Source organism: Kluyvera sp. Awk 3, assembly GCF_028069715.1.
GTDB lineage: Bacteria > Pseudomonadota > Gammaproteobacteria > Enterobacterales > Enterobacteriaceae > Kluyvera > Kluyvera georgiana_A.
Genome location: NZ_JANEWH010000014.1, coordinates 25816 through 44473, shown reverse-complemented (window position 1 = coordinate 44473; position 18658 = coordinate 25816). Strand labels below are relative to the sequence as shown.

The window sequence follows — 18658 nt, the reverse complement described above, 5'->3', positions numbered from 1 at the left end:
CCGTCAACCAAAATGCCGGGGCCACGACCGACGATAATTTAGCCAGAGATTTTGCGCGGTATTATTATTGGTGATGAAAATGTAGCGCAAAATGTGGGGATGTAAATTAACGATGATTGCTATATCATGCGCCCCGATTAAGACCATCCATTCTATTTTGCAGGATAAGAACACCATGCCAGTGTTGCATAACCGCATTTCGAATGAGACGCTGAAAGCGCAGATGCTGGCAGAAACCGAGCCACGCACCACTATCTCATTCTATAAATACTTCACCATCGTCGATCCCAGGGCCACCCGGGATGCGCTGTATGTTGCGCTAACGGAGCTCAAGGTCTTTGGCCGTATCTATCTCGCCCACGAGGGCATTAACGCCCAGATCAGCGTCCCGGCCAGCCTCGTGGAAAAGCTGCGCGAACGGCTGTACAGCTTTGATCCGGCGCTTAAAGACCTGCGTCTGAATATCGCCCTTGATGACGATGGTAAATCCTTCTGGGTGCTGCGCATGAAGGTTCGCGATCGTATCGTCGCGGACGGGATTGACGATCCTACCTTCGATGCCAGCGACGTCGGCGACTACCTGAAAGCGGCAGAAGTTAACGCCATGCTGGACGATCCGGACGCGGTATTTATCGATATGCGCAACCACTACGAATATGAAGTGGGCCATTTTGAGCAGGCGCTGGAAATTCCGGCAGATACTTTCCGCGAGCAGTTGCCGAAGGCCGTGGAAATGATGCAGGAACATAAAGATAAAAAAATCGTTATGTACTGCACCGGTGGTATTCGCTGCGAGAAAGCCAGCGCCTGGATGAAGCACAACGGCTTCAAGCAGGTGTGGCATATTGAAGGCGGTATTATTGAATACGCGCGTCGCGCCCGCGAGCAAGGCTTACCGGTACGCTTTATCGGCAAAAACTTCGTCTTCGACGAGCGCATGGGCGAGCGTATCTCCGATGAGGTGATTGCCCACTGCCACCAATGCGGCACGCTGTGCGACAGCCACACCAACTGCCTGAACGACGGCTGCCACCTGCTGTTTATTCAGTGCCCGGCCTGCGCCGAGAAGTTTGAAGGCTGCTGCAGCGAAGCCTGCCAGCAGGAACACAAGCTGCCGGAAGAGGAACAACGTCAGCGACGTGCGGGCCGCGAAAACGGCAATAAGATCTTTAATAAGTCGCGCGGTCGTTTGAATACGCGTTTAGGCATTCCTGACCCGGAAGGGCAAAACAACTAGCTGAAATAGAGATAGGCGATATCGGCGAGGGCCAGCAGAAGCCAGAGCATCAGATAAAGCATCAGGTGCTCGCGAATGTTGTTGATCAGGAAGTAAAACAGACGACGCATATCATTCTCTGTAGCGCGGCCCCGCATTGTCGGGGCCGTTCATTTTAGTGGTTAAAGCGGGCCAGCGTGAAGGGACTTAGGTCAAACGCTGGCGTCTGCTGCTGCGCAAATTGGGCGGCAATTTCGCCCAGCACGGTAGCGAACTTAAAGCCATGGCCGCTCAGACCGCCGATAAACAGCACGTCGGGCTGGCCGGGCAGGGTGTCGATAATAAAGTCTTCATCCGGCGAGTTATCGTAGGTACAGGCTGCGCCGTAGAGACAACCGCCGATGCCGGGCAAAATCTGGCGCAGGAAGCCGAACGCTTCTGAGCCGTCGCTGGCGACCGAGCCGAACGCTTTGCGCTCTTCCGGGCTGTTGATTAGCTGCCCGCCGTTGTGTTTGCCAATCTTCAATTCGTTTTCAACCGCCGGGAAACCGTAGAACTGATCGCCGTCAGGCAACTCGCCGGTAAACGCCGGGAAGTTATTCTTACGGCTATAGCGGCCATCGGCCTGGAACCAGGCAAAGACCTTACGTACCGGCTGAATCGGCAGTTCAGGGTAGAACTGTTTCACCCAGGTACCGGCGGTCAGCAGCAGTTTTTTACCTTGCCAGCGGCCTTCAGACGTTTCAATTGTTACGCCATCGGCATCGCTGTGGATGGCGGTGACCGGGCAGTTAAACAGCTGGGCGCAACCCGCGTCTTTCGCCATCGCGATCAGCGTTTTTACCGCCAGTTCGCTTTTCAGTACGCCGGAGCCGGGTTCAAAAATGGCCTGATAGTCGGCGGGCACGGTGATTTCGGGCCAGCGGGCCATCAGCGCGCTGGCGTCCAGCCGCTCTACCGGCAGGTTAAACTGCGCGGCGCTCTGGGCGACGGTCTGCAGGAAGGTGGAATTGGCAGGGCCAAGATTCACCACGCCGCTGCGTTCGAACAGCTCTTCGCCGCTGATGGTGGACAGCTCGTCCCACAGCGCTTGCGCACGCAGTACCAGCGGCACATATTTCTCACCCTCGCCGTAGGCGTGGCGCATCAGACGCGTGTCGCCGTGGTGGCTACCCTGCTGGTGGGGCGGCATATGGGCGTCGGTCATCAGGACGTTTAAACCCGCTTTACGGGCGTAATAACCGGCTGCGGCACCGACGGAGCCGCTGCCAACAATAATGAGATCGTATTGCATAGTCTTTCCTGACTCGATAATGAGGCGCGAAATCTGTGTCTGGTAGAGTAAATTAAGCTGCAGTTGTTATACAAGCGTGAAAATAATTAAGGCACCCGAGGGTGCCTGTTTGCCATTACGACGAGAAAAGTATCGGCGTTAATGCCGGCGATACTCGTTGACCTGGTAATCGCCAGACTCAATTTTGGCAATCCCGGCTTCCAGTATGGAAATAAACTGACGTGCGACATCGGTCGTCAGCCATAGCGTTTGGCCAACTTCTGCTTCTTTATTGCTCGATTGATTGGGGTCTTGGTAGTGCAGGCGCAACATCAGCGCATCATAGCTATCTACGGTGCTGATGTCCCATCCGACGAGGGGATGGGTCTGGATGACTTCATTATTCTTTTCCATCATAACCCCTTATTTACGTGTTAAAAGGCAACAACTCTCGAGGTCTAATGCAATTTTTTGTGAAGCTTTATCAGTATACAACACTTCAATAAATACTCGAGAATTGAAATCAAAAGCAACACAAATTCCTGAGTTAGTCGGCTATTTGCGCAATAAACAACCATGTCGCGCAATTTTTTACCGCTAATGTAAAAAGTGGGGATTGATCACAGAAAAACAAGCGCGGGAATAAAAAAAGCCGGGGCGACCCGGCAAAAAAACACAATGAGGGAATATTTAGTCGGTGATGAACCAGTCGTCGGCGCTTTCTCAGGTTTCCTGGAGGATTTCGCTGATGCGGTCTTTATCTTCTTTAATGCCACCGATCACGGAAAGGTTATTGCTGGCAGCATAGCGCACGCTAACGGCGCCACCGCTGTCTGGAAATTGGTTGTTGATACGGCGGGAAAGTTCGTCTGCCAGCGCGTCTAAGGCGCCTGCCGGCAGCGCGGTGGTTTTTGCAATAGTGACTTCAATACGCATAATTGCCCCCTGTGTAATATACTGTATATTTATACAGTCATATTCAGGAGTTTACAACAGGGGGCGCGATTTTATTTTTTCACCGTCCAGCGCAGCGTTTCTCCGGCGAGGAACGGCACTAAGGTATCATCACTCAGGGCGATGCTTTCCGCGACCTGACTCTCTTCACGCACCAGCTCAACGTAGCTGTCGTTAACCGGCAGGCCGTAGAAGCGCGGGCCGTTCAGCGAGCAGAACGCTTCGAAATGCTCAAGCGCGTTCATCTCTTCAAACACGGTGGCGTAGCTGCCCAGCGCGCCAGGCGCATTAAAGCAACCCGCACAGCCGCAGCTGGCTTCTTTACGGTGACGGGCGTGCGGCGCGGAATCAGTGCCGAGGAAGGCGCGGGTAAAGCCGCTGGCAACCAGTTCGCGCAGCGCCTGCTGGTGAACGTTGCGTTTCAGAATCGGCAGGCAGTACAGATGCGGACGCACGCCGCCGACCAGCATATGGTTGCGGTTGAACATCAGATGCTGTGGCGTGATGGTGGCGGCCAGCAGGTCATTGCCGTCGCGCACATACTCGGCGGCATCTTTGGTAGTGATGTGTTCGAACACCACTTTCAGGCCCTGAAGGCGCTGGCGTAGCGGCTCCATCACGCTGTCGATAAAGCGCGCCTCGCGGTCGAAAATATCGATTTCTGCATGGGTCACTTCGCCGTGCACCAGCAGCGGCATGCCCAGCTTCTCCATGCGCTCCAGCACGGGCATAATCGCATCGGTGCTGGTCACGCCGTGGCTGGAGTTGGTGGTAGCGTTAGCCGGATACAGCTTCGCGGCGGTGAATACGCCTTCGTTAAAACCGCGCTCCAGTTCGTTTGGATCCAGCGTATCGGTCAAATAGCAGGTCATCAGCGGAGTGAAGTCGTGCCCGGCAGGCACCGCGTCGAGGATGCGCTGGCGATAGGCGATAGCCGCATCGACGGTGGTAATTGGCGGAACCAGGTTCGGCATAATAATCGCGCGGCCATACAGCTCGCTGGTATACGGAACAACCGTTTTCAACATCTCGCCGTCGCGAAGATGGATATGCCAGTCGTCTGGGCGGCGAATTTTCAGAACTTGCGGTAATGCGGTCATGTAAGGCTCCGGCTGGTGGGATATCAGTCATTTTTGCCGGGCACTAAGGATAAGCGGAAACGTTTTCCTTTGCATCCTTTTCCGTAAAAAATAATGCCCGATGACATGGCGCCATCGGGCATGAACAACAAGGGATTAGTTGGTGAACGGGATAATGATTTCGCCTGGCTTCACTTCAATGCCTTTCGCGAATTTCTTCGCCAGCGCTTCACCCTTGCTGGCATCTTCTTTCAGCACGTAGGCCGGCTGCTTGTTGAAGTAGGTGCGCAGCGACTGATTAAGATACGGAATCAACGTTTGCACCACCGACTGCATTTTCTCCGGCGTGACTTTTGCATCCACCACTTCCATCTCCTGCAGGTAGATGGCGCCTTGCTCCTGATTAAACACCGGTAAGGCCTTCAGCTTGAGGGCTATGTTGGCTTTCTGGCTGCCGAACAGGGAGTTCAGATCCAGCTTCGCGTCACCGCTCAGGCTCACTTTATTCGGCTCTTCACGGCCAATGGCGCTGGTCAAATTGTTGAGGACGATATGGGCGTCTGCCACGCCCGGGACCCCGATATCTTTGGAGAAATTATTGCGTTTTTGCAACGCCTGATTAATCTCCTGCTCGCTGACCGAATATTGCGTAAGCTGATTACAGCCAACAACCAGGCCGCTAACGATCAGGGCGGCAATGACTAACAATTTTTTCATGGGGTTCCTCAACGTAAAGCGTTGTATGCATCCTGACAATAAGCAGCATACGCTGTCAGTAACAATCTGACAGCGGAAAATACTGAAAGTGCCGCGGATGGGGCAAAATGGTGAACGCTACTCGCTGATTTTGCGGGCTTCAGGCTTGGTCGTGCGGCTTATTCTCTGCCGTTTTCTTCTCTGCGGTAAAGTCGGCGTCCGTGTCGGCATGCACGTCGTTCATCGCCTTTTTAAAGCCCTTTAACGCCGTGCCCAGGTCCGCCCCGAGGGAACCGAGTTTTTTGGTGCCGAACACCAGAACAAAAAGCACGACGACCACTAAGAGTTTGGTAACGCTAATTTCACCCATGATACAAACCTATTGAGAAAATAATGACCAATTCTCGCAAACCGCGCGGGGAAATATTTGTCTGTTAATGGCATAAATTCACCTGCAGGAACCGATAAAAAATAACCTCTGCGTTTTATCTCATTTCTCAACTGCTTAGCGCCTGTCGACCGTTAAGACAAAACATCTTCATTTTCCGCGCGATCTCACCTTTTCTCGTATTGCCAGCGGTGGTCCTTTTTTATCACAATGCAAAAAGACAGCGTGTTGTTTTCATTGGCTGCCGTCGGGCAGGTATAGTTAAACGATCAGGGTATAGATTGGGTACAGGAGTAGTGAGATGTTTGGCTATCGCAGTAACGTGCCGAAAGTTCGGTTGACCACGGATCGGTTGGTTGTGCGGTTGATTCACGACCGGGATGCGTGGCGTCTGGCGGATTATTACGCCGAGAATCGACAGTTTTTAAAACCCTGGGAACCCATTCGCGATGACAGCCACTGCTATCCCTCAGGATGGCAGGCGCGCCTGTCGATGATTAACGAGTTCCACAAGCAGGGAACCGCCTTTTATTTCGCGCTGCTTGACCCTGAGGAAAAAGAGATCATCGGTGTCGCCAACTTCTCCAACGTGGTGCGCGGGTCGTTCCATGCGTGTTATCTCGGGTACTCCATCGGCCAGAAGTGGCAGGGGCAGGGGATGATGTACGAAGCGCTGACCGCCGCCATTCGTTATATGCAGCGCACGCAGCATATTCACCGTATTATGGCGAACTATATGCCGCATAATCAGCGCAGCGGGAATCTGCTGGCGCGTCTCGGCTTCGAAAAAGAGGGTTATGCGAAGGACTATTTACTGATTGACGGTGAATGGCGCGATCACGTACTGACCGCCTTAACCACCCCACAATGGACGCCTGGCCGCTAAGGAATCACCATGAAATACCAATTAACGCCTCTGGAAGCTCGCGTGATCGGCTGCCTGCTGGAAAAGCAGGTGACGACGCCGGAGCAGTATCCGCTGTCGATCAACGCCGTAGCGACGGCCTGTAATCAGAAAACCAATCGCGAGCCGGTGATGACGCTCAGCGAAGCGGAAGTTCAGGATCAGCTCGATACCCTGGTCAAGCGCCACTATTTGCGTACGGTCAGTGGGTTTGGTAACCGCGTCACCAAGTACGAACAGCGTTTTTGCAACTCGGAGTTTGGCGATCTGAAACTCTCTTCTGCCGAAGTCGCGCTGGTGACGACACTGCTGCTGCGCGGCGCGCAGACGCCAGGTGAATTGCGTGGTCGCGCGCAGCGCATGCATGAATTTGCCGACATGGCCGAGGTGGAGAGTACCCTGGAACGTCTGGCGAACCGCGAAGACGGCCCGTTTGTTGTGCGTCTGCCGCGTGAGCCAGGCAAGCGGGAAAGCCGCTATATGCATCTGTTTAGCGGTGAAGTTGATTTACAGTCGGTGGCGGCTCAGAGCAGTGCGCCAGCGGCTGATGGCGATCTGCGCGACCGGGTTGAAGCGCTGGAAGGCGAAGTTGCGGAACTGAAACAGCGTCTGGATTCACTGCTGGCGCACCTTGGGGAGTAATCAGCATGGCTAAAATTCGCATTGGTGTGGTCGGCCTGGGCGGTATTGCGCAGAAGGCATGGTTGCCGGTGGTGAGCGCGGCAACAGACTGGACGCTACAGGCCGCCTGGTCGCCGGGTAAAGAAAAGGCGCTGAAGGTGTGCGAAACCTACCGCATGCCTTACGCCGATTCGCTGGCGGCGCTGGCCGCCCAGTGCGACGCGGTATTTGTGCACAGTTCCACGGCGTCTCACTATGCGGTGGTCAGCGAGTTGCTGAACGCAGGGGTGCACGTCTGCGTGGACAAACCGTTGGCCGATAAGCTTGATGATGCGGAACGGCTGGTGGCGCTGGCGGCGCGCAAAAAGTTGACCCTGATGGTGGGTTTCAACCGCCGCTTTTCGCCACTGTACCGTGAGCTGAAAAAACAGGCGGGTGAAATGGCCTCGCTGCGGATGGATAAACATCGTAGCGACAGCGTCGGCCCGCACGATCTGCGATTTACCCTGCTGGATGACTATCTGCACGTGGTGGATACCGCGCTGTGGCTGGCGGGCGGTAAGGCCAAACTCAGCGATGGCGTGCTGCAAACCACCGATGAAGGCTGCATGTTCTATGCCGAGCACCACTTCAGCCAGCCAGGCCTACAGATTACCACCAGTATGCATCGCCGCGCAGGCAGCCAGCGTGAGTCGGTGCAGGCGGTGGCGGACGGCGGGCTCTATGAGGTCACCGATATGCGCGAATGGCGTGAAGAGCGTGGCGCTGGCGTCGTGACGCGGCCGATTCCCGGCTGGCAAACGACCCTCGAACAGCGTGGGTTTGTCGGCTGCGCGCATCATTTTATTGAATGCGTGCAAAATCAGACGGTTCCGGAAACGGCGGGGGAGCAGGCGATTATGGCCCAGCGTATCGTGGAAGGGCTGTGGCATGAGGCGATCCGCGAATAACCAGCTGTAACAACTGGCAGTAGCAATTCATCCCGAACCCGGTAGACTAACGCCACTTTTTCGCGCCCGTCTACCGGGCGTTTTGTTTGCGGGTTGTGGAATCACAAAGTCATGAACCTATTAAAATCGCTGGCAGCCGTCAGCTCGATGACCATGTTTTCGCGCGTGCTGGGATTTGCGCGCGACGCGATTGTGGCGAGGGTGTTTGGGGCAGGAATGGCCACCGACGCCTTTTTCGTGGCGTTTAAGCTACCGAACCTGCTGCGTCGAATTTTTGCCGAAGGGGCGTTTTCCCAGGCGTTTGTGCCGATTCTGGCCGAATACAAAAGCAAGCAGGGTGAAGAGGCCACGCGGGTATTTGTCGCCTATGTATCCGGGTTACTCACGCTGGCGCTGGCGATTGTTACCGTGCTGGGGATGCTGGCCGCGCCGTGGGTGATCACCATTACCGCGCCGGGCTTTGCCGACACCGCTGACAAGTTCACGCTGACCACCCAGCTACTGCGTATTACCTTCCCGTATATTCTGTTGATTTCGCTCGCCTCGTTGGTCGGCGCGATCCTGAATACCTGGAACCGCTTCTCGGTGCCAGCCTTTGCGCCAACCTTCCTCAATATCAGCATGATTGGCTTCGCGCTGTTCGCCGCGCCGCATTTCCATCCGCCGGTGCTGGCGCTGGCGTGGGCGGTGACCGTCGGCGGCGTGCTGCAACTGGCCTATCAGCTTCCGCATCTGAAAAAAATCGGCATGCTGGTGCTGCCGCGCATCAACTTTAAAGACGCGGGCGCGGTGCGGGTGGTGAAACAGATGGGGCCGGCAATTCTCGGCGTCTCGGTGAGCCAGATCTCGCTGATCATCAACACCATTTTTGCCTCGTTTCTCGTTTCCGGCTCCGTCTCGTGGATGTATTACGCCGACCGTCTGATGGAGTTCCCGTCAGGCGTGCTGGGCGTGGCGCTGGGGACTATCCTGCTGCCGTCGCTGTCGAAAAGCTTTGCCAGCGGCAACCACGACGAATACTGCCGCCTGATGGACTGGGGCCTGCGCCTGTGTTTCCTGCTGGCCCTGCCGAGCGCGGTGGCGTTGGGTATTCTGGCCAAGCCGCTGACCGTGGCGCTGTTCCAGTACGGTAAGTTTACCGCCTTTGATGCCGCGATGACCCAGCGCGCGCTGGTGGCTTACTCCGTTGGCCTGATGGGGCTCATCGTCGTTAAAGTTCTGGCGCCGGGCTTCTATTCGCGTCAGGACATTAAAACACCGGTGAAAATTGCTATCGTCACGCTGATTATGACCCAGTTGATGAACCTGGCGTTTATCGGCCCGCTGAAGCACGCCGGGCTATCGCTGTCGATTGGTCTGGCGGCCTGTCTGAACGCCGCGCTGCTGTACTGGCAGCTGCGTAAGCAGAAAATCTTCACTCCGCAGCCGGGCTGGCGCATGTTCCTGGTGCGTCTGGTGGTGTCGGTGCTGGTGATGGCGGCGGCGCTGCTCGGTATGATGCACGTCATGCCGGAGTGGTCGCAGGGTACGATGCCTTTCCGTCTGTTGCGTCTGATGGGCGTGGTGGTGGTGGGCGTGGTGGCTTATTTTGCCGCGCTGGCCATTCTGGGCTTCAGAATTAAAGAGTTTGTACGCCGGACGGCGTAAACGAAATACACTTCGCGGGGCACGTTCTGTGGCCCCGCCCGTGTTCAGACAGAGAACTTCTTCGCGCTACGGGTAAGGCTGCTGCCTGCTGCCTGACCATCCTTTCCGTACAGTCCCGTCTCCTGAAAAGGCTTCAGCACATCGAGCGCCTGCTGGTTGCGGACAATTTGTCCTTCAAGCAGCCAACCATTATGCTGATTTAACCGACGCAGCTGCTGCGTGGTTTCCGTAATGGTCTGCCAGCGACTGCCGATATCTTCATTATCGGTGCTTTGTCGGGCGTCCTGTTCCACGCGACGCTGTTTTTCCAGGTAGTCTAAGGTCGCCAGCAGAGAGCTTTTCTCTTCGGTAATGCTGGCAAGCCGCAGGCCGTTAACGCTGCCTGCAGAGAGCTGTTGTTGCTCAGCATCCATCACTTCTTTAAGAGAGTGAAGGATGCTGGTCATTTGGTCCAGAATGGCTGACAAACTGCTCATGCGCTTATTTACTCTGTAGATAATCTTGCGTGTCTTGAATCAGCGCGTCGGCAATCTTACCGGTATCCATTTTTAACTCGCCGTTACGAATGGCGGTTTTCAGTTCCTCGACGCGCGCCATATTAATATCGCCGCTGCTTGAACGGGTCAGTGCGGTCTGCGCATTGCTTAACGTCACGCTGGCGCTGGTGGCGGTTTCGGTTTTCTCGGCACGTACTTTTTGTGCACTGGTCTCCGGCGTTTCGCGATGTTGTACCGGCGTTACCGCTTTCAGAGATGATGTACGATCGATGCTCATAATGCTTTCCTCATTGGAGGCTTTGGTATGGCGCAGGCGCCGACTCTCATTAATTGTTAATTATCTATCGGCAAGCGACACATATTCTTTAAGAAGTTTATAGATTAATCAGAATATTCCCATCAGCGCTCACCTGACCGCTCACCACCTGACCAGAAGGCATTCTCACGCGGGCGTTCTGGGCCACCGCGGCGTTGTTTAACGCCTGCCCCTCGCTGTTGATGCTAAAGCCTTCCCCCTGGGCGACGACCATCACTTTCTGTCCTGCTTTCACCCGCCACGACTGGCGCACCATCGACAGCTGAATCGGCTGGCCGATGGCAACGTCGCGCAGACTGATGGCATCCTCGGCCTGCGACAAATTCAACATGGTACGCGGCGGCAGCTGATCGAGCCGCCCACGCATTAATGTGACGCTCTGCGACTCAATCGGCGATCCGCGGACGATTGGCGCCGCGGCGACAACGTAATCGCCTACTGCCTGCACGGTCACCTGTAAATACTGTTTTGTATTCCCGCACTGGGCCACCACCGTCAGATTTCCCCATAACCGCGAGTTACCCGGCGTGCTGAACGTGGGAGCGTCACAGCTAAGCTGCTGATTCTGCGTATTGCGCAGCTTGACGCTGACCTCATCGCTAAAGCCAGTCAGCCGTTCGCGAAAGAACGCGGTCAGCTGCGACTGAATATCAGCCGCCTGAGCAAGCGGGCTAAAGGCCAGTATCGCAGCGGTGAATGGGACAATGAGCTGACGCATTGAACGCTCCTGTGGATGGCGAATGCACGCATTTTACTCAACTTGCGATGACATCAACGCAACAAATAGCGACGCATATTGCGCTTATTCCGTCGATGACGCGCGCATAAGGAGAATTAAGCTGTCGGCTGAAACTTTGTCATTAGCGGAGGAGACATGCTCGATAAACTCGACGCCGCATTACGTTTTCAGCAAGAGGCATTAAACCTGCGCGCAGAGCGCCAGGAGATTCTGGCTGCCAATATCGCTAACGCCGATACCCCGGGGTATCAGGCGCGCGATATGGATTTTTCCAGTGAACTGAAAAAGGTGATGTCACGCGGGCGCGCGGAAGGCAGCGGCGTTGCGCTGACGCTGACCTCCGAACGTCATATTCCTGCCCAGGCGCTTTCCGCGCCGAATACCGATCTGCTGTACCGCATTCCCGATCAGCCCGCGATGGATGGCAACACCGTCGATATGGACCGGGAACGTACGCAGTTCGCCGATAACAGCCTCCAGTACCAGACCGGCCTCACGGTTCTGGGCGGACAGATTAAGGGCATGCTGAGTGTCCTGCAGGGGAACTAATCCATGGCACTACTCAATATCTTCGATGTTGCAGGTTCCGCGCTGACCGCGCAGTCCAAGCGATTGAACGTGGCCGCGAGTAACCTCGCCAACGCCGACAGCGTCGCCGGGCCGGATGGCCAGCCGTATCGTGCTAAGCAGGTTGTTTTTCAGGTGGATGCGCCGATGGGCGCGGCGACCGGTGGCGTGAAAGTCGCTGATGTCGTTGAAAGCCAGGAGCCGGACAAGCTGGTCTACCAGCCGGGGAATCCGCTGGCGGATGCGAAAGGCTATGTGCGCATGCCTAACGTCGACGTCGTGGGCGAGATGGTGAACACCATGTCGGCGTCGCGCAGCTATCAGGCAAACGTCGAGGTACTGAATACCGTGAAGAGCATGATGCTCAAAACGCTGACGCTTGGGCAATAAGGGAGGTAACCGATGTCTGTCGTAGCCAATATCAATGATACCAGCAGTAGCAGTTCGGCCTCATCGTCGATCAGCAGCTCCGGCACCAACAGTTCGTCCGACCTGCAGAGCAGCTTTCTGACGCTGTTGGTTGCACAGCTGAAAAACCAGGATCCGACTAACCCGTTACAAAACAATGAACTGACTTCGCAACTGGCGCAGATCAGCACGCTCAGCGGCATTGAGAAGCTCAACACCACGCTGGGTTCCATCTCCGGACAGATTAATAGCGGCCAGTCGCTGCAGGCCAGCGCGTTGGTGGGCCACGGCGTCATGATTCCCGGCAGCACCATTCTGGCTGGCAAAAACAGCAGCGATGAGACCAGCGTGGATACCACGCCGTTTGGCATTGAGCTGACGCAGTCCGCCGAGAAGGTTACCGCCACCATCGTCGACGGGACCGGCAAAGTGGTCCGGACGTTAAATCTGGGGGCGCAGACCGCCGGCGTTCATACCTATACCTGGGACGGCAAGATGGATGACGGCACGGCGGCACCGGACGGCGCTTACAACATCAACTTCGCCGCCAGCCAGGGCACCACGCAGCTGGTGGTTCAGCCGCTGCAGTTCGCCCTGGTGCAGGGCGTTACGCTGGGCAGCGATGGCAACAAACTGGATTTGGGTACCTATGGCACCACCACGCTGGATCAGGTTCGCCAGATTATTTAAGCCTCTAACTATTTCAGGAGAGACGTTATGGCCTTTTCACAAGCGGTAAGCGGATTAAACGCTGCTGCCACCAACCTCGATGTTATCGGCAACAACATCGCCAACTCCGCGACCTACGGGTTTAAATCCGGGACCGCATCGTTTGCCGATATGTTTGCCGGTTCCAAAGTGGGGCTGGGGGTAAAAGTTGCGGGGATTACCCAGGACTTTACCGACGGCACCACCACCGGTACCGGACGCGCGCTGGACGTGGCGATTAGCCAGAACGGTTTTTTCCGTCTGGTCGACAGCAACGGTTCCGTTTACTACAGCCGTAACGGCCAGTTCAAGCTTGATGAGAACCGCAATCTGGTCAACATGCAGGGGCTGAGCGTCACCGGCTACCCGGCGACCGGTAACCCGGCGACCATCCAGCAGGGGGCGAACCCGGTGGCGCTGACGATTCCGAATACGCTGATGTCGGCGAAAACGACCACCACCGCGGCGATGCAGATGAACCTGAACTCCACGGATGACAAAATTGATCAGACGACGAAGCCTTTCAATCCGACCGATCCGGATACCTATAACAAAAAGGGTACCGTGACCGTGTACGACAGTCTGGGTAACTCCCATGACATGAACGTCTACTACGTGAAGACGGATAACAACAAATGGGACGTCTGGACGCTGGACTCCAGCGTCAGCGGTGCCAATCCGGTGAAAGCGGCTCAGATGGAGTTTTCTTCAAGCGGTACGCTGACAGGTGTGACCAACTATACAGAAGATACGACCACTACGCCGAGCACCTGGACGCTGAATGGCACGGCCAACGCGACGCCGCAAATTGACGTCGCCCTGGCGGGACTGAACGGTTCCGCGGGTAGCACCTTCTCCCTGAGCTTCCTCAACTCCATGCAGCAGAACACCGGCTCGAACGATATCGTCGCCACCACCCAGAACGGCTTCGCGCCGGGCAACCTGGTGAGCTACCAGATCAACGAAGACGGTACGGTGGTGGGTAACTACTCCAACCAGCAGAGCCAACTGCTGGGGCAGATTGTGCTGGCGAATTTCGCCAACAACGAAGGTCTGCAGTCAGAGGGCGATAACGTCTGGTCGGCAACGCAGTCATCGGGCGTCGCGCTGCTGGGCACCGCGGGCACCGGTAACTTCGGTTCACTGACCAACGGCGCGCTGGAAGCCTCCAACGTCGACCTCAGCAAAGAGCTGGTGAACATGATCGTCGCGCAGCGTAACTACCAGTCGAACGCGCAGACCATCAAGACCCAGGATCAGATCCTCAACACGCTGGTTAACCTGCGTTAATCGTAACAGGGTGACGTTATGGATCACGCCATATATACGGCAATGGGCGCCGCCAGCCAGACCATGCAGCAGCAGTCGGTCACGGCGAGCAACCTTGCCAATACCTCTACGCCGGGCTTTCGCGCGCAGCTGACGGCAATGCGTGCGGTGCCGGTGGTCGGCCCGAGCGTCGAGACCCGTACGCTGGTCGCCGCCACCACGCCGGGCGCGGATATGACCCCCGGCCAACTGGACTATACCGCGCGTCCGCTGGACGTGGCGGTTCAGCAGGATGGCTGGCTGGCGGTGCGGTCGGCAGACGGTACGGAAGGATATACCCGTAACGGCAATATTCAGGTGAGCGCCACCGGGCAGTTGACCATTCAGGGTAATCCGGTGATTGGCGAGGCCGGTCCGCTGAACGTGCCGGAAGGTTCGCAGGTAACGATTGCCGCCGACGGGACCATTTCGGCGCTGACGCCGGGCGACCCGCCGAACACGGTGTCGCCGGTCGGCAAGCTGAAGATGGTGAAGGCCAACGGCACCGAAGTCGCGCGTGGCGATGACGGCCTGTTTCACCTGACGCCGCAGACCGTGGCAACGCGTGGGCCGGCCCTTCAGGCGGACCCAACGCTGCGCCTGCAGTCCGGTGTGCTGGAAGGCAGTAACGTTAAACCCGTGGCGGCGATGGCGGACATGATCGCCAGTTCACGCCGCTTTGAAATGCAGATGAAGGTTATCAGCAGCGTGGATGAAAACACGCAGAAAGCTAACCAGTTGCTGTCAATGAGCTAAGGAAAATTATGATCAGTTCATTATGGATCGCCAAAACCGGTCTGGACGCGCAGCAAACCAATATGGACGTTATCGCCAACAACCTGGCGAACGTCAGTACCAATGGTTTTAAGCGCCAGCGCGCGGTGTTTGAAGACTTGCTCTATCAAACCGTTCGCCAGCCGGGTGCGCAATCATCCGAACAAACGACACTGCCTTCCGGCCTGCAGATTGGTACCGGGGTACGTCCCGTGGCGACCGAGCGTCTGCATAGCCAGGGCAACCTGTCGCAGACCAATAACAGTAAAGACGTGGCGATCAAAGGCGACGGGTTCTTCCAGATCCTGCTGCCGGACGGTTCCTCCGCCTACACTCGCGACGGTTCGTTCCAGGTTGACCAGAACGGCCAACTGGTGACCGCCAGCGGCTATCAGGTACAGCCCGCCATCACCATTCCGGCCAACGCCATCAGCATCACCATTGGCCGTGACGGGATTGTCAGTGTTACCCAGCAGGGCCAGGCAAACCCGGTGCAGGTGGGACAACTGAACCTGTCGACCTTTATGAATGACACCGGTCTCGAGAGTATCGGGGAAAACCTGTACATCGAAACCCAGGCATCAGGCGCGCCGAACGACACTACGCCGGGTCTGAACGGCGCGGGTCTGCTGTACCAGGGTTATGTTGAAACCTCTAACGTCAACGTGGCGGAAGAGCTGGTCAACATGATTCAGGTGCAGCGCGCGTACGAGATCAACAGTAAAGCGGTATCGACGACTGACCAGATGCTGCAAAAACTGACGCAGCTGTAAAGGCAAGGCCTCGGCGTCGCGTCGCCTGGCGAGGCGATGCGACGCCGGGATGTTCCCGAGATTCAGAAGAAGAAAGCAATGCAAAAATCTGCAGCGTTTCGCTATCCGCTTTTAACCCTCGTCGCGCTCAGCGTGGTGGGGTGCGCATGGATCCCCTCGAAACCGTTGGTTGAAGGGGCGACGACCGCACAACCGATTCCCGGCCCGGTGCCGGTGGCGAACGGTTCTATATTCCAGACCGCTCAGCCGATTAACTACGGCTATCAGCCGCTGTTTGAAGACCGTCGTCCGCGCAATATCGGCGATACGCTGACCATCGTGCTGCAGGAAAACGTCAGCGCGAGCAAAAGCTCCTCGGCAAATGCGAGTCGTGATGGCAAAACCAACTTCGGCTTCGACACCGTGCCGCGCTACCTCCAGGGGCTGTTTGGTAATGAGCGCGCGGATGTGGAAGCGTCTGGCGGCAACTCCTTCAACGGCAAGGGCGGCGCTAATGCCAGCAATACCTTTAGCGGCACGCTGACCGTGACCGTCGATCAGGTTCTGGCCAACGGCAACCTGCACGTGGTGGGCGAGAAGCAAATCGCGATTAATCAGGGTACCGAATTTATCCGTTTCTCCGGGGTCGTTAACCCGCGCACCATTAGCGGCAGCAACACCGTGCCGTCGACGCAGGTGGCGGATGCGCGTATCGAATACGTGGGCAACGGCTATATCAATGAAGCGCAGAATATGGGCTGGCTGCAGCGTTTCTTCCTTAATTTATCGCCGATGTAACGAGGTGAACCATGTTTAAAACTCTGCTTACTCTGGCGCTGGTGCTGGTCACCGGGCTGGCGAACGCCGAACGCATCCGCGATCTGACCAGCGTGCAAGGGGTCAGGGAAAACTCGCTGATCGGTTACGGCCTGGTCGTGGGCCTTGATGGCACGGGCGACCAGACCACGCAGACGCCGTTCACCACCCAGAGCCTGAACAACATGCTGTCCCAACTGGGGATTACCGTTCCGGCGGGGACCAACATGCAGTTGAAAAACGTGGCGGCGGTAATGGTGACCGCGCAGCTGCCGGCTTTTGGGCGTCAGGGACAGACCATCGATGTGGTGGTGTCTTCCATGGGTAACGCCAAAAGCCTGCGCGGCGGTACGCTGCTGATGACGCCGCTGAAAGGCGTCGACAGCCAGATCTACGCGCTGGCGCAGGGTAACATTCTGGTCGGCGGCGCGGGCGCGTCGGCGGGCGGCAGCAGCGTGCAGGTGAACCAGCTTAACGGCGGGCGAATCACCGGCGGCGCAACCATTGAGCGCGAACTGCCGAGCCAGTTTGGCGCGGGCAATACCATTAATCTGCAATTGAACGACGATGATTTCACCATGGCGCAGCAGATCGCCGACACCATTAACCGTCGCAGCAGCCTGGGCAACGCCACCGCGCTGGATGCCCGTACCGTGCAGGTGCGCGCGCCGGTTGGCGGCAGTGGGCAGGTACGTCTGCTGGCGGATATCCAGAATCTGGAAGTGGGCATGCCGCCGCAGGATGCGAAGATCATTATCAACTCGCGTACCGGCTCGGTGGTCATGAACCGGGAAGTGACGCTCGATACCTGCGCGGTAGCTCAGGGCAACCTCTCCGTTTCCGTCAACCGTTCGGCGCAAGTCAGCCAGCCGGATACGCCGTTTGCCGGTGGGCAAACCGTGGTGACGCCGCAAACCCAAATCGATCTGCGCCAGAGCGGTGGCTCGCTGCAAAGCGTTCGCGCCAGCGCCAATCTGAATAACGTGGTACGCGCACTGAACGCCTTAGGCGCGACGCCGATGGAGCTGATGTCGATTATCCAGGCGATGCAGAGCGCGGGTTGTCTGCGCGCTAAGGTGGAGATTGTCTGATGCTAACCGACAGCAAATTACTGGCGAGCGCCGCGTGGGACGCGCAGTCACTGAATGAACTGAAGACCAAAGCGGGGCAGGATCCGCAGGCGAATCTGCGTCCCGTTGCCCGACAGGTGGAGGGCATGTTTGTGCAGATGATGCTGAAAAGCATGCGCGAAACGCTGCCGAAGGACGGATTGTTCAGCAGTGACCAGACGCGGCTTTACACCAGTATGTATGACCAGCAAATCGCCCAGCAGATGACTGCCGGGAAAGGCCTTGGCCTGGCAGAGGAGATGGTCAAGCAGCTGTCGGCGCAGCAGCAGGAACCGGCGGATAACGTCGGTCAGGTACCGATGAAGTTTGATATGCAGACGGTGACCAGCTACCAGAACGCCGCTCTGACGCAGATGGTGCGTAAGGCGTTGCCGAAAGCGCCGGACAACAGCGATACGCCGTTGTCCGGCGACAGCAAAGATTTCCTTGCCCAGCTGTCGCTGCCCGCGCGGCTGGCGAGCGAACAGAGCGGTATCCCACACCACCTGATTCTGGCGCAGGCGGCGCTGGAGTCCGGCTGGGGTCAGCGGCAGATCCGCCGTGAAAACGGCGAACCGAGCTTTAACCTGTTTGGGGTGAAAGCATCCGGTGACTGGAAAGGGAAGGTGACGGAAATCACCACCACCGAATTTGAGAATGGCGAGGCGAAGAAGGTGAAGGCGAAGTTCCGCGTCTACGGCTCGTATCTGGAGGCGCTGTCGGACTACGTCGGCCTGCTGACCCGCAACCCACGCTATGCGGCGGTGACGTCGGCGGCCACGGCGGAGCAGGGCGCACAGGCGTTGCAGAATGCTGGATACGCTACCGATCCGCAGTATGCGCGCAAGCTGACCAGCATGATTCAACAGCTGAAATCAATGAGCGATAAGGTCAGCAACGCGTACCGAAATGATATCGAAAATCTGTTCTGATTTA

At 56.9% G+C, this 18658-nt stretch carries 24 protein-coding genes; 14 read left to right on the top strand and 10 right to left on the bottom strand.

Annotated elements, in window-relative coordinates:
* Positions 1-175: 175 nt before the first annotated feature.
* Positions 176-1237 carry an oxygen-dependent tRNA uridine(34) hydroxylase TrhO gene (gene trhO, locus NNN71_RS05245; protein WP_167576204.1) on the top strand — a complete coding sequence of 354 codons (1062 nt, stop codon included), beginning with the start codon at positions 176-178 and terminating at the stop codon, positions 1235-1237.
* Here trhO and NNN71_RS05240 read toward each other — a convergent pair.
* From NNN71_RS05240 to tatA, 7 genes are all read right to left on the bottom strand, one after another.
* A complete protein-coding gene (locus NNN71_RS05240; protein WP_271458018.1) occupies positions 1234-1347 on the bottom strand; it encodes a DUF2770 family protein in 114 nt (37 codons plus the stop codon). The genes trhO and NNN71_RS05240 overlap by 4 nt on opposite strands.
* A gap of 44 nt (positions 1348-1391) precedes the next feature.
* Entirely contained in the window at positions 1392-2510 is a 1119-nt protein-coding gene (gene solA / locus NNN71_RS05235) for an N-methyl-L-tryptophan oxidase (protein WP_271458017.1), read from the bottom strand.
* A gap of 138 nt (positions 2511-2648) precedes the next feature.
* Positions 2649-2903, bottom strand: a complete 255-nt coding sequence (bssS, locus tag NNN71_RS05230; protein WP_064549067.1) for a biofilm formation regulator BssS — start codon at positions 2901-2903, stop codon at positions 2649-2651.
* Positions 2904-3212: 309 nt separating this feature from the next.
* Positions 3213-3425, bottom strand: coding sequence for a DNA damage-inducible protein I (gene dinI, locus NNN71_RS05225; RefSeq protein WP_271458016.1), 213 nt, complete (start codon positions 3423-3425; stop codon positions 3213-3215).
* A gap of 71 nt (positions 3426-3496) precedes the next feature.
* The gene (gene pyrC, locus NNN71_RS05220) at positions 3497-4543 is read right to left on the bottom strand and encodes a dihydroorotase (RefSeq protein ID WP_163448124.1); all 1047 of its coding nucleotides are present in this window, start codon (positions 4541-4543) and stop codon (positions 3497-3499) included.
* A gap of 135 nt (positions 4544-4678) precedes the next feature.
* Positions 4679-5239 carry a lipoprotein gene (locus tag NNN71_RS05215; protein WP_163448123.1) on the bottom strand — a complete coding sequence of 187 codons (561 nt, stop codon included), beginning with the start codon at positions 5237-5239 and terminating at the stop codon, positions 4679-4681.
* 139 nt (positions 5240-5378) lie between these two features.
* The gene (tatA, locus tag NNN71_RS05210) at positions 5379-5588 is read right to left on the bottom strand and encodes a twin-arginine translocase TatA/TatE family subunit (protein ID WP_163448122.1); all 210 of its coding nucleotides are present in this window, start codon (positions 5586-5588) and stop codon (positions 5379-5381) included.
* A gap of 319 nt (positions 5589-5907) precedes the next feature.
* Here tatA and rimJ point away from each other — a divergent pair, with 319 nt between their 5' ends.
* The 4 genes from rimJ to murJ all read left to right on the top strand — a co-directional run bounded on the left by rimJ (position 5908) and on the right by murJ (position 9728).
* Complete coding sequence (rimJ, locus tag NNN71_RS05205; RefSeq protein ID WP_064549078.1) at positions 5908-6492, top strand: ribosomal protein S5-alanine N-acetyltransferase; 585 nt, start codon at positions 5908-5910, stop codon at positions 6490-6492.
* Between the two features lie 9 nt (positions 6493-6501).
* Entirely contained in the window at positions 6502-7152 is a 651-nt protein-coding gene (locus NNN71_RS05200; RefSeq protein ID WP_167576202.1) for a YceH family protein, read from the top strand.
* Between the two features lie 5 nt (positions 7153-7157).
* Positions 7158-8081 carry a Gfo/Idh/MocA family protein gene (locus NNN71_RS05195; protein ID WP_163448120.1) on the top strand — a complete coding sequence of 308 codons (924 nt, stop codon included), beginning with the start codon at positions 7158-7160 and terminating at the stop codon, positions 8079-8081.
* Positions 8082-8192: 111 nt separating this feature from the next.
* Positions 8193-9728: a murein biosynthesis integral membrane protein MurJ gene (gene murJ / locus NNN71_RS05190; protein ID WP_163448119.1), complete on the top strand. Its 1536-nt coding sequence runs from the start codon at positions 8193-8195 to the stop codon at positions 9726-9728.
* Positions 9729-9772: 44 nt separating this feature from the next.
* Here the strand turns inward: murJ and flgN are convergent, their stop codons facing one another.
* The 3 genes from flgN to flgA all read right to left on the bottom strand — a co-directional run bounded on the left by flgN (position 9773) and on the right by flgA (position 11259).
* Positions 9773-10204, bottom strand: a complete 432-nt coding sequence (gene flgN / locus NNN71_RS05185; protein WP_163448118.1) for a flagella biosynthesis chaperone FlgN — start codon at positions 10202-10204, stop codon at positions 9773-9775.
* A 4-nt stretch (positions 10205-10208) separates the two neighbouring features.
* On the bottom strand, positions 10209-10502 hold the full coding sequence (flgM, locus tag NNN71_RS05180) for a flagellar biosynthesis anti-sigma factor FlgM (protein WP_064549088.1): 294 nt from the start codon (positions 10500-10502) through the stop codon (positions 10209-10211).
* 97 nt (positions 10503-10599) lie between these two features.
* Positions 10600-11259: a flagellar basal body P-ring formation chaperone FlgA gene (gene flgA / locus NNN71_RS05175; RefSeq protein ID WP_163448117.1), complete on the bottom strand. Its 660-nt coding sequence runs from the start codon at positions 11257-11259 to the stop codon at positions 10600-10602.
* 156 nt (positions 11260-11415) lie between these two features.
* On the opposite strand from flgA, the gene flgB reads away from it, so the two are divergent.
* The 9 genes from flgB (at position 11416) to flgJ (ending at position 18654) form a co-directional block, all read left to right on the top strand.
* Positions 11416-11829 carry a flagellar basal body rod protein FlgB gene (gene flgB / locus NNN71_RS05170; RefSeq protein ID WP_163448116.1) on the top strand — a complete coding sequence of 138 codons (414 nt, stop codon included), beginning with the start codon at positions 11416-11418 and terminating at the stop codon, positions 11827-11829.
* A gap of 3 nt (positions 11830-11832) precedes the next feature.
* Complete coding sequence (flgC, locus tag NNN71_RS05165) at positions 11833-12237, top strand: flagellar basal body rod protein FlgC (RefSeq protein ID WP_163448115.1); 405 nt, start codon at positions 11833-11835, stop codon at positions 12235-12237.
* Positions 12238-12249: 12 nt separating this feature from the next.
* A complete protein-coding gene (gene flgD / locus NNN71_RS05160) occupies positions 12250-12945 on the top strand; it encodes a flagellar hook assembly protein FlgD (protein ID WP_163448114.1) in 696 nt (231 codons plus the stop codon).
* Positions 12946-12972: 27 nt separating this feature from the next.
* On the top strand, positions 12973-14253 hold the full coding sequence (gene flgE / locus NNN71_RS05155) for a flagellar hook protein FlgE (RefSeq protein WP_163448113.1): 1281 nt from the start codon (positions 12973-12975) through the stop codon (positions 14251-14253).
* An 18-nt stretch (positions 14254-14271) separates the two neighbouring features.
* Positions 14272-15027 (top strand): flagellar basal body rod protein FlgF, encoded by a 756-nt coding sequence (locus tag NNN71_RS05150; RefSeq protein ID WP_163448112.1) that lies wholly within the window; start codon positions 14272-14274, stop codon positions 15025-15027.
* Positions 15028-15035: 8 nt separating this feature from the next.
* Entirely contained in the window at positions 15036-15818 is a 783-nt protein-coding gene (gene flgG, locus NNN71_RS05145; protein WP_035894201.1) for a flagellar basal-body rod protein FlgG, read from the top strand.
* 78 nt (positions 15819-15896) lie between these two features.
* Entirely contained in the window at positions 15897-16595 is a 699-nt protein-coding gene (flgH, locus tag NNN71_RS05140) for a flagellar basal body L-ring protein FlgH (RefSeq protein ID WP_163448111.1), read from the top strand.
* Between the two features lie 11 nt (positions 16596-16606).
* Positions 16607-17704 (top strand): flagellar basal body P-ring protein FlgI, encoded by a 1098-nt coding sequence (locus NNN71_RS05135; protein WP_163448110.1) that lies wholly within the window; start codon positions 16607-16609, stop codon positions 17702-17704.
* Complete coding sequence (gene flgJ, locus NNN71_RS05130) at positions 17704-18654, top strand: flagellar assembly peptidoglycan hydrolase FlgJ (RefSeq protein ID WP_163448109.1); 951 nt, start codon at positions 17704-17706, stop codon at positions 18652-18654. Before NNN71_RS05135 ends, flgJ begins: the two co-directional genes overlap by 1 nt.
* Positions 18655-18658 lie beyond the last annotated feature (4 nt).

Bases quoted from the DNA above. Each gene is read 5' to 3' on its own strand.
- tatA (WP_163448122.1), bottom strand. From the start codon at position 5,588: ATGGGTGAAATTAGCGTTACCAAACTCTTAGTGGTCGTCGTGCTTTTT.
- NNN71_RS05215 (WP_163448123.1), bottom strand. From the start codon at position 5,239: ATGAAAAAATTGTTAGTCATTGCCGCCCTGATCGTTAGCGGCCTGGTT.
- NNN71_RS05150 (WP_163448112.1), top strand. From the start codon at position 14,272: ATGGATCACGCCATATATACGGCAATGGGCGCCGCCAGCCAGACCATG.
- murJ (WP_163448119.1), top strand. From the start codon at position 8,193: ATGAACCTATTAAAATCGCTGGCAGCCGTCAGCTCGATGACCATGTTT.
- NNN71_RS05200 (WP_167576202.1), top strand. From the start codon at position 6,502: ATGAAATACCAATTAACGCCTCTGGAAGCTCGCGTGATCGGCTGCCTG.
- flgM (WP_064549088.1), bottom strand. From the start codon at position 10,502: ATGAGCATCGATCGTACATCATCTCTGAAAGCGGTAACGCCGGTACAA.
- NNN71_RS05195 (WP_163448120.1), top strand. From the start codon at position 7,158: ATGGCTAAAATTCGCATTGGTGTGGTCGGCCTGGGCGGTATTGCGCAG.
- flgA (WP_163448117.1), bottom strand. From the start codon at position 11,259: ATGCGTCAGCTCATTGTCCCATTCACCGCTGCGATACTGGCCTTTAGC.
- pyrC (WP_163448124.1), bottom strand. From the start codon at position 4,543: ATGACCGCATTACCGCAAGTTCTGAAAATTCGCCGCCCAGACGACTGG.
- solA (WP_271458017.1), bottom strand. From the start codon at position 2,510: ATGCAATACGATCTCATTATTGTTGGCAGCGGCTCCGTCGGTGCCGCA.
- flgG (WP_035894201.1), top strand. From the start codon at position 15,036: ATGATCAGTTCATTATGGATCGCCAAAACCGGTCTGGACGCGCAGCAA.
- flgC (WP_163448115.1), top strand. From the start codon at position 11,833: ATGGCACTACTCAATATCTTCGATGTTGCAGGTTCCGCGCTGACCGCG.
- flgE (WP_163448113.1), top strand. From the start codon at position 12,973: ATGGCCTTTTCACAAGCGGTAAGCGGATTAAACGCTGCTGCCACCAAC.
- flgB (WP_163448116.1), top strand. From the start codon at position 11,416: ATGCTCGATAAACTCGACGCCGCATTACGTTTTCAGCAAGAGGCATTA.
- flgJ (WP_163448109.1), top strand. From the start codon at position 17,704: ATGCTAACCGACAGCAAATTACTGGCGAGCGCCGCGTGGGACGCGCAG.
- NNN71_RS05135 (WP_163448110.1), top strand. From the start codon at position 16,607: ATGTTTAAAACTCTGCTTACTCTGGCGCTGGTGCTGGTCACCGGGCTG.
- rimJ (WP_064549078.1), top strand. From the start codon at position 5,908: ATGTTTGGCTATCGCAGTAACGTGCCGAAAGTTCGGTTGACCACGGAT.
- dinI (WP_271458016.1), bottom strand. From the start codon at position 3,425: ATGCGTATTGAAGTCACTATTGCAAAAACCACCGCGCTGCCGGCAGGC.
- flgD (WP_163448114.1), top strand. From the start codon at position 12,250: ATGTCTGTCGTAGCCAATATCAATGATACCAGCAGTAGCAGTTCGGCC.
- bssS (WP_064549067.1), bottom strand. From the start codon at position 2,903: ATGGAAAAGAATAATGAAGTCATCCAGACCCATCCCCTCGTCGGATGG.
- flgN (WP_163448118.1), bottom strand. From the start codon at position 10,204: ATGAGCAGTTTGTCAGCCATTCTGGACCAAATGACCAGCATCCTTCAC.
- NNN71_RS05240 (WP_271458018.1), bottom strand. From the start codon at position 1,347: ATGCGTCGTCTGTTTTACTTCCTGATCAACAACATTCGCGAGCACCTG.
- flgH (WP_163448111.1), top strand. From the start codon at position 15,897: ATGCAAAAATCTGCAGCGTTTCGCTATCCGCTTTTAACCCTCGTCGCG.
- trhO (WP_167576204.1), top strand. From the start codon at position 176: ATGCCAGTGTTGCATAACCGCATTTCGAATGAGACGCTGAAAGCGCAG.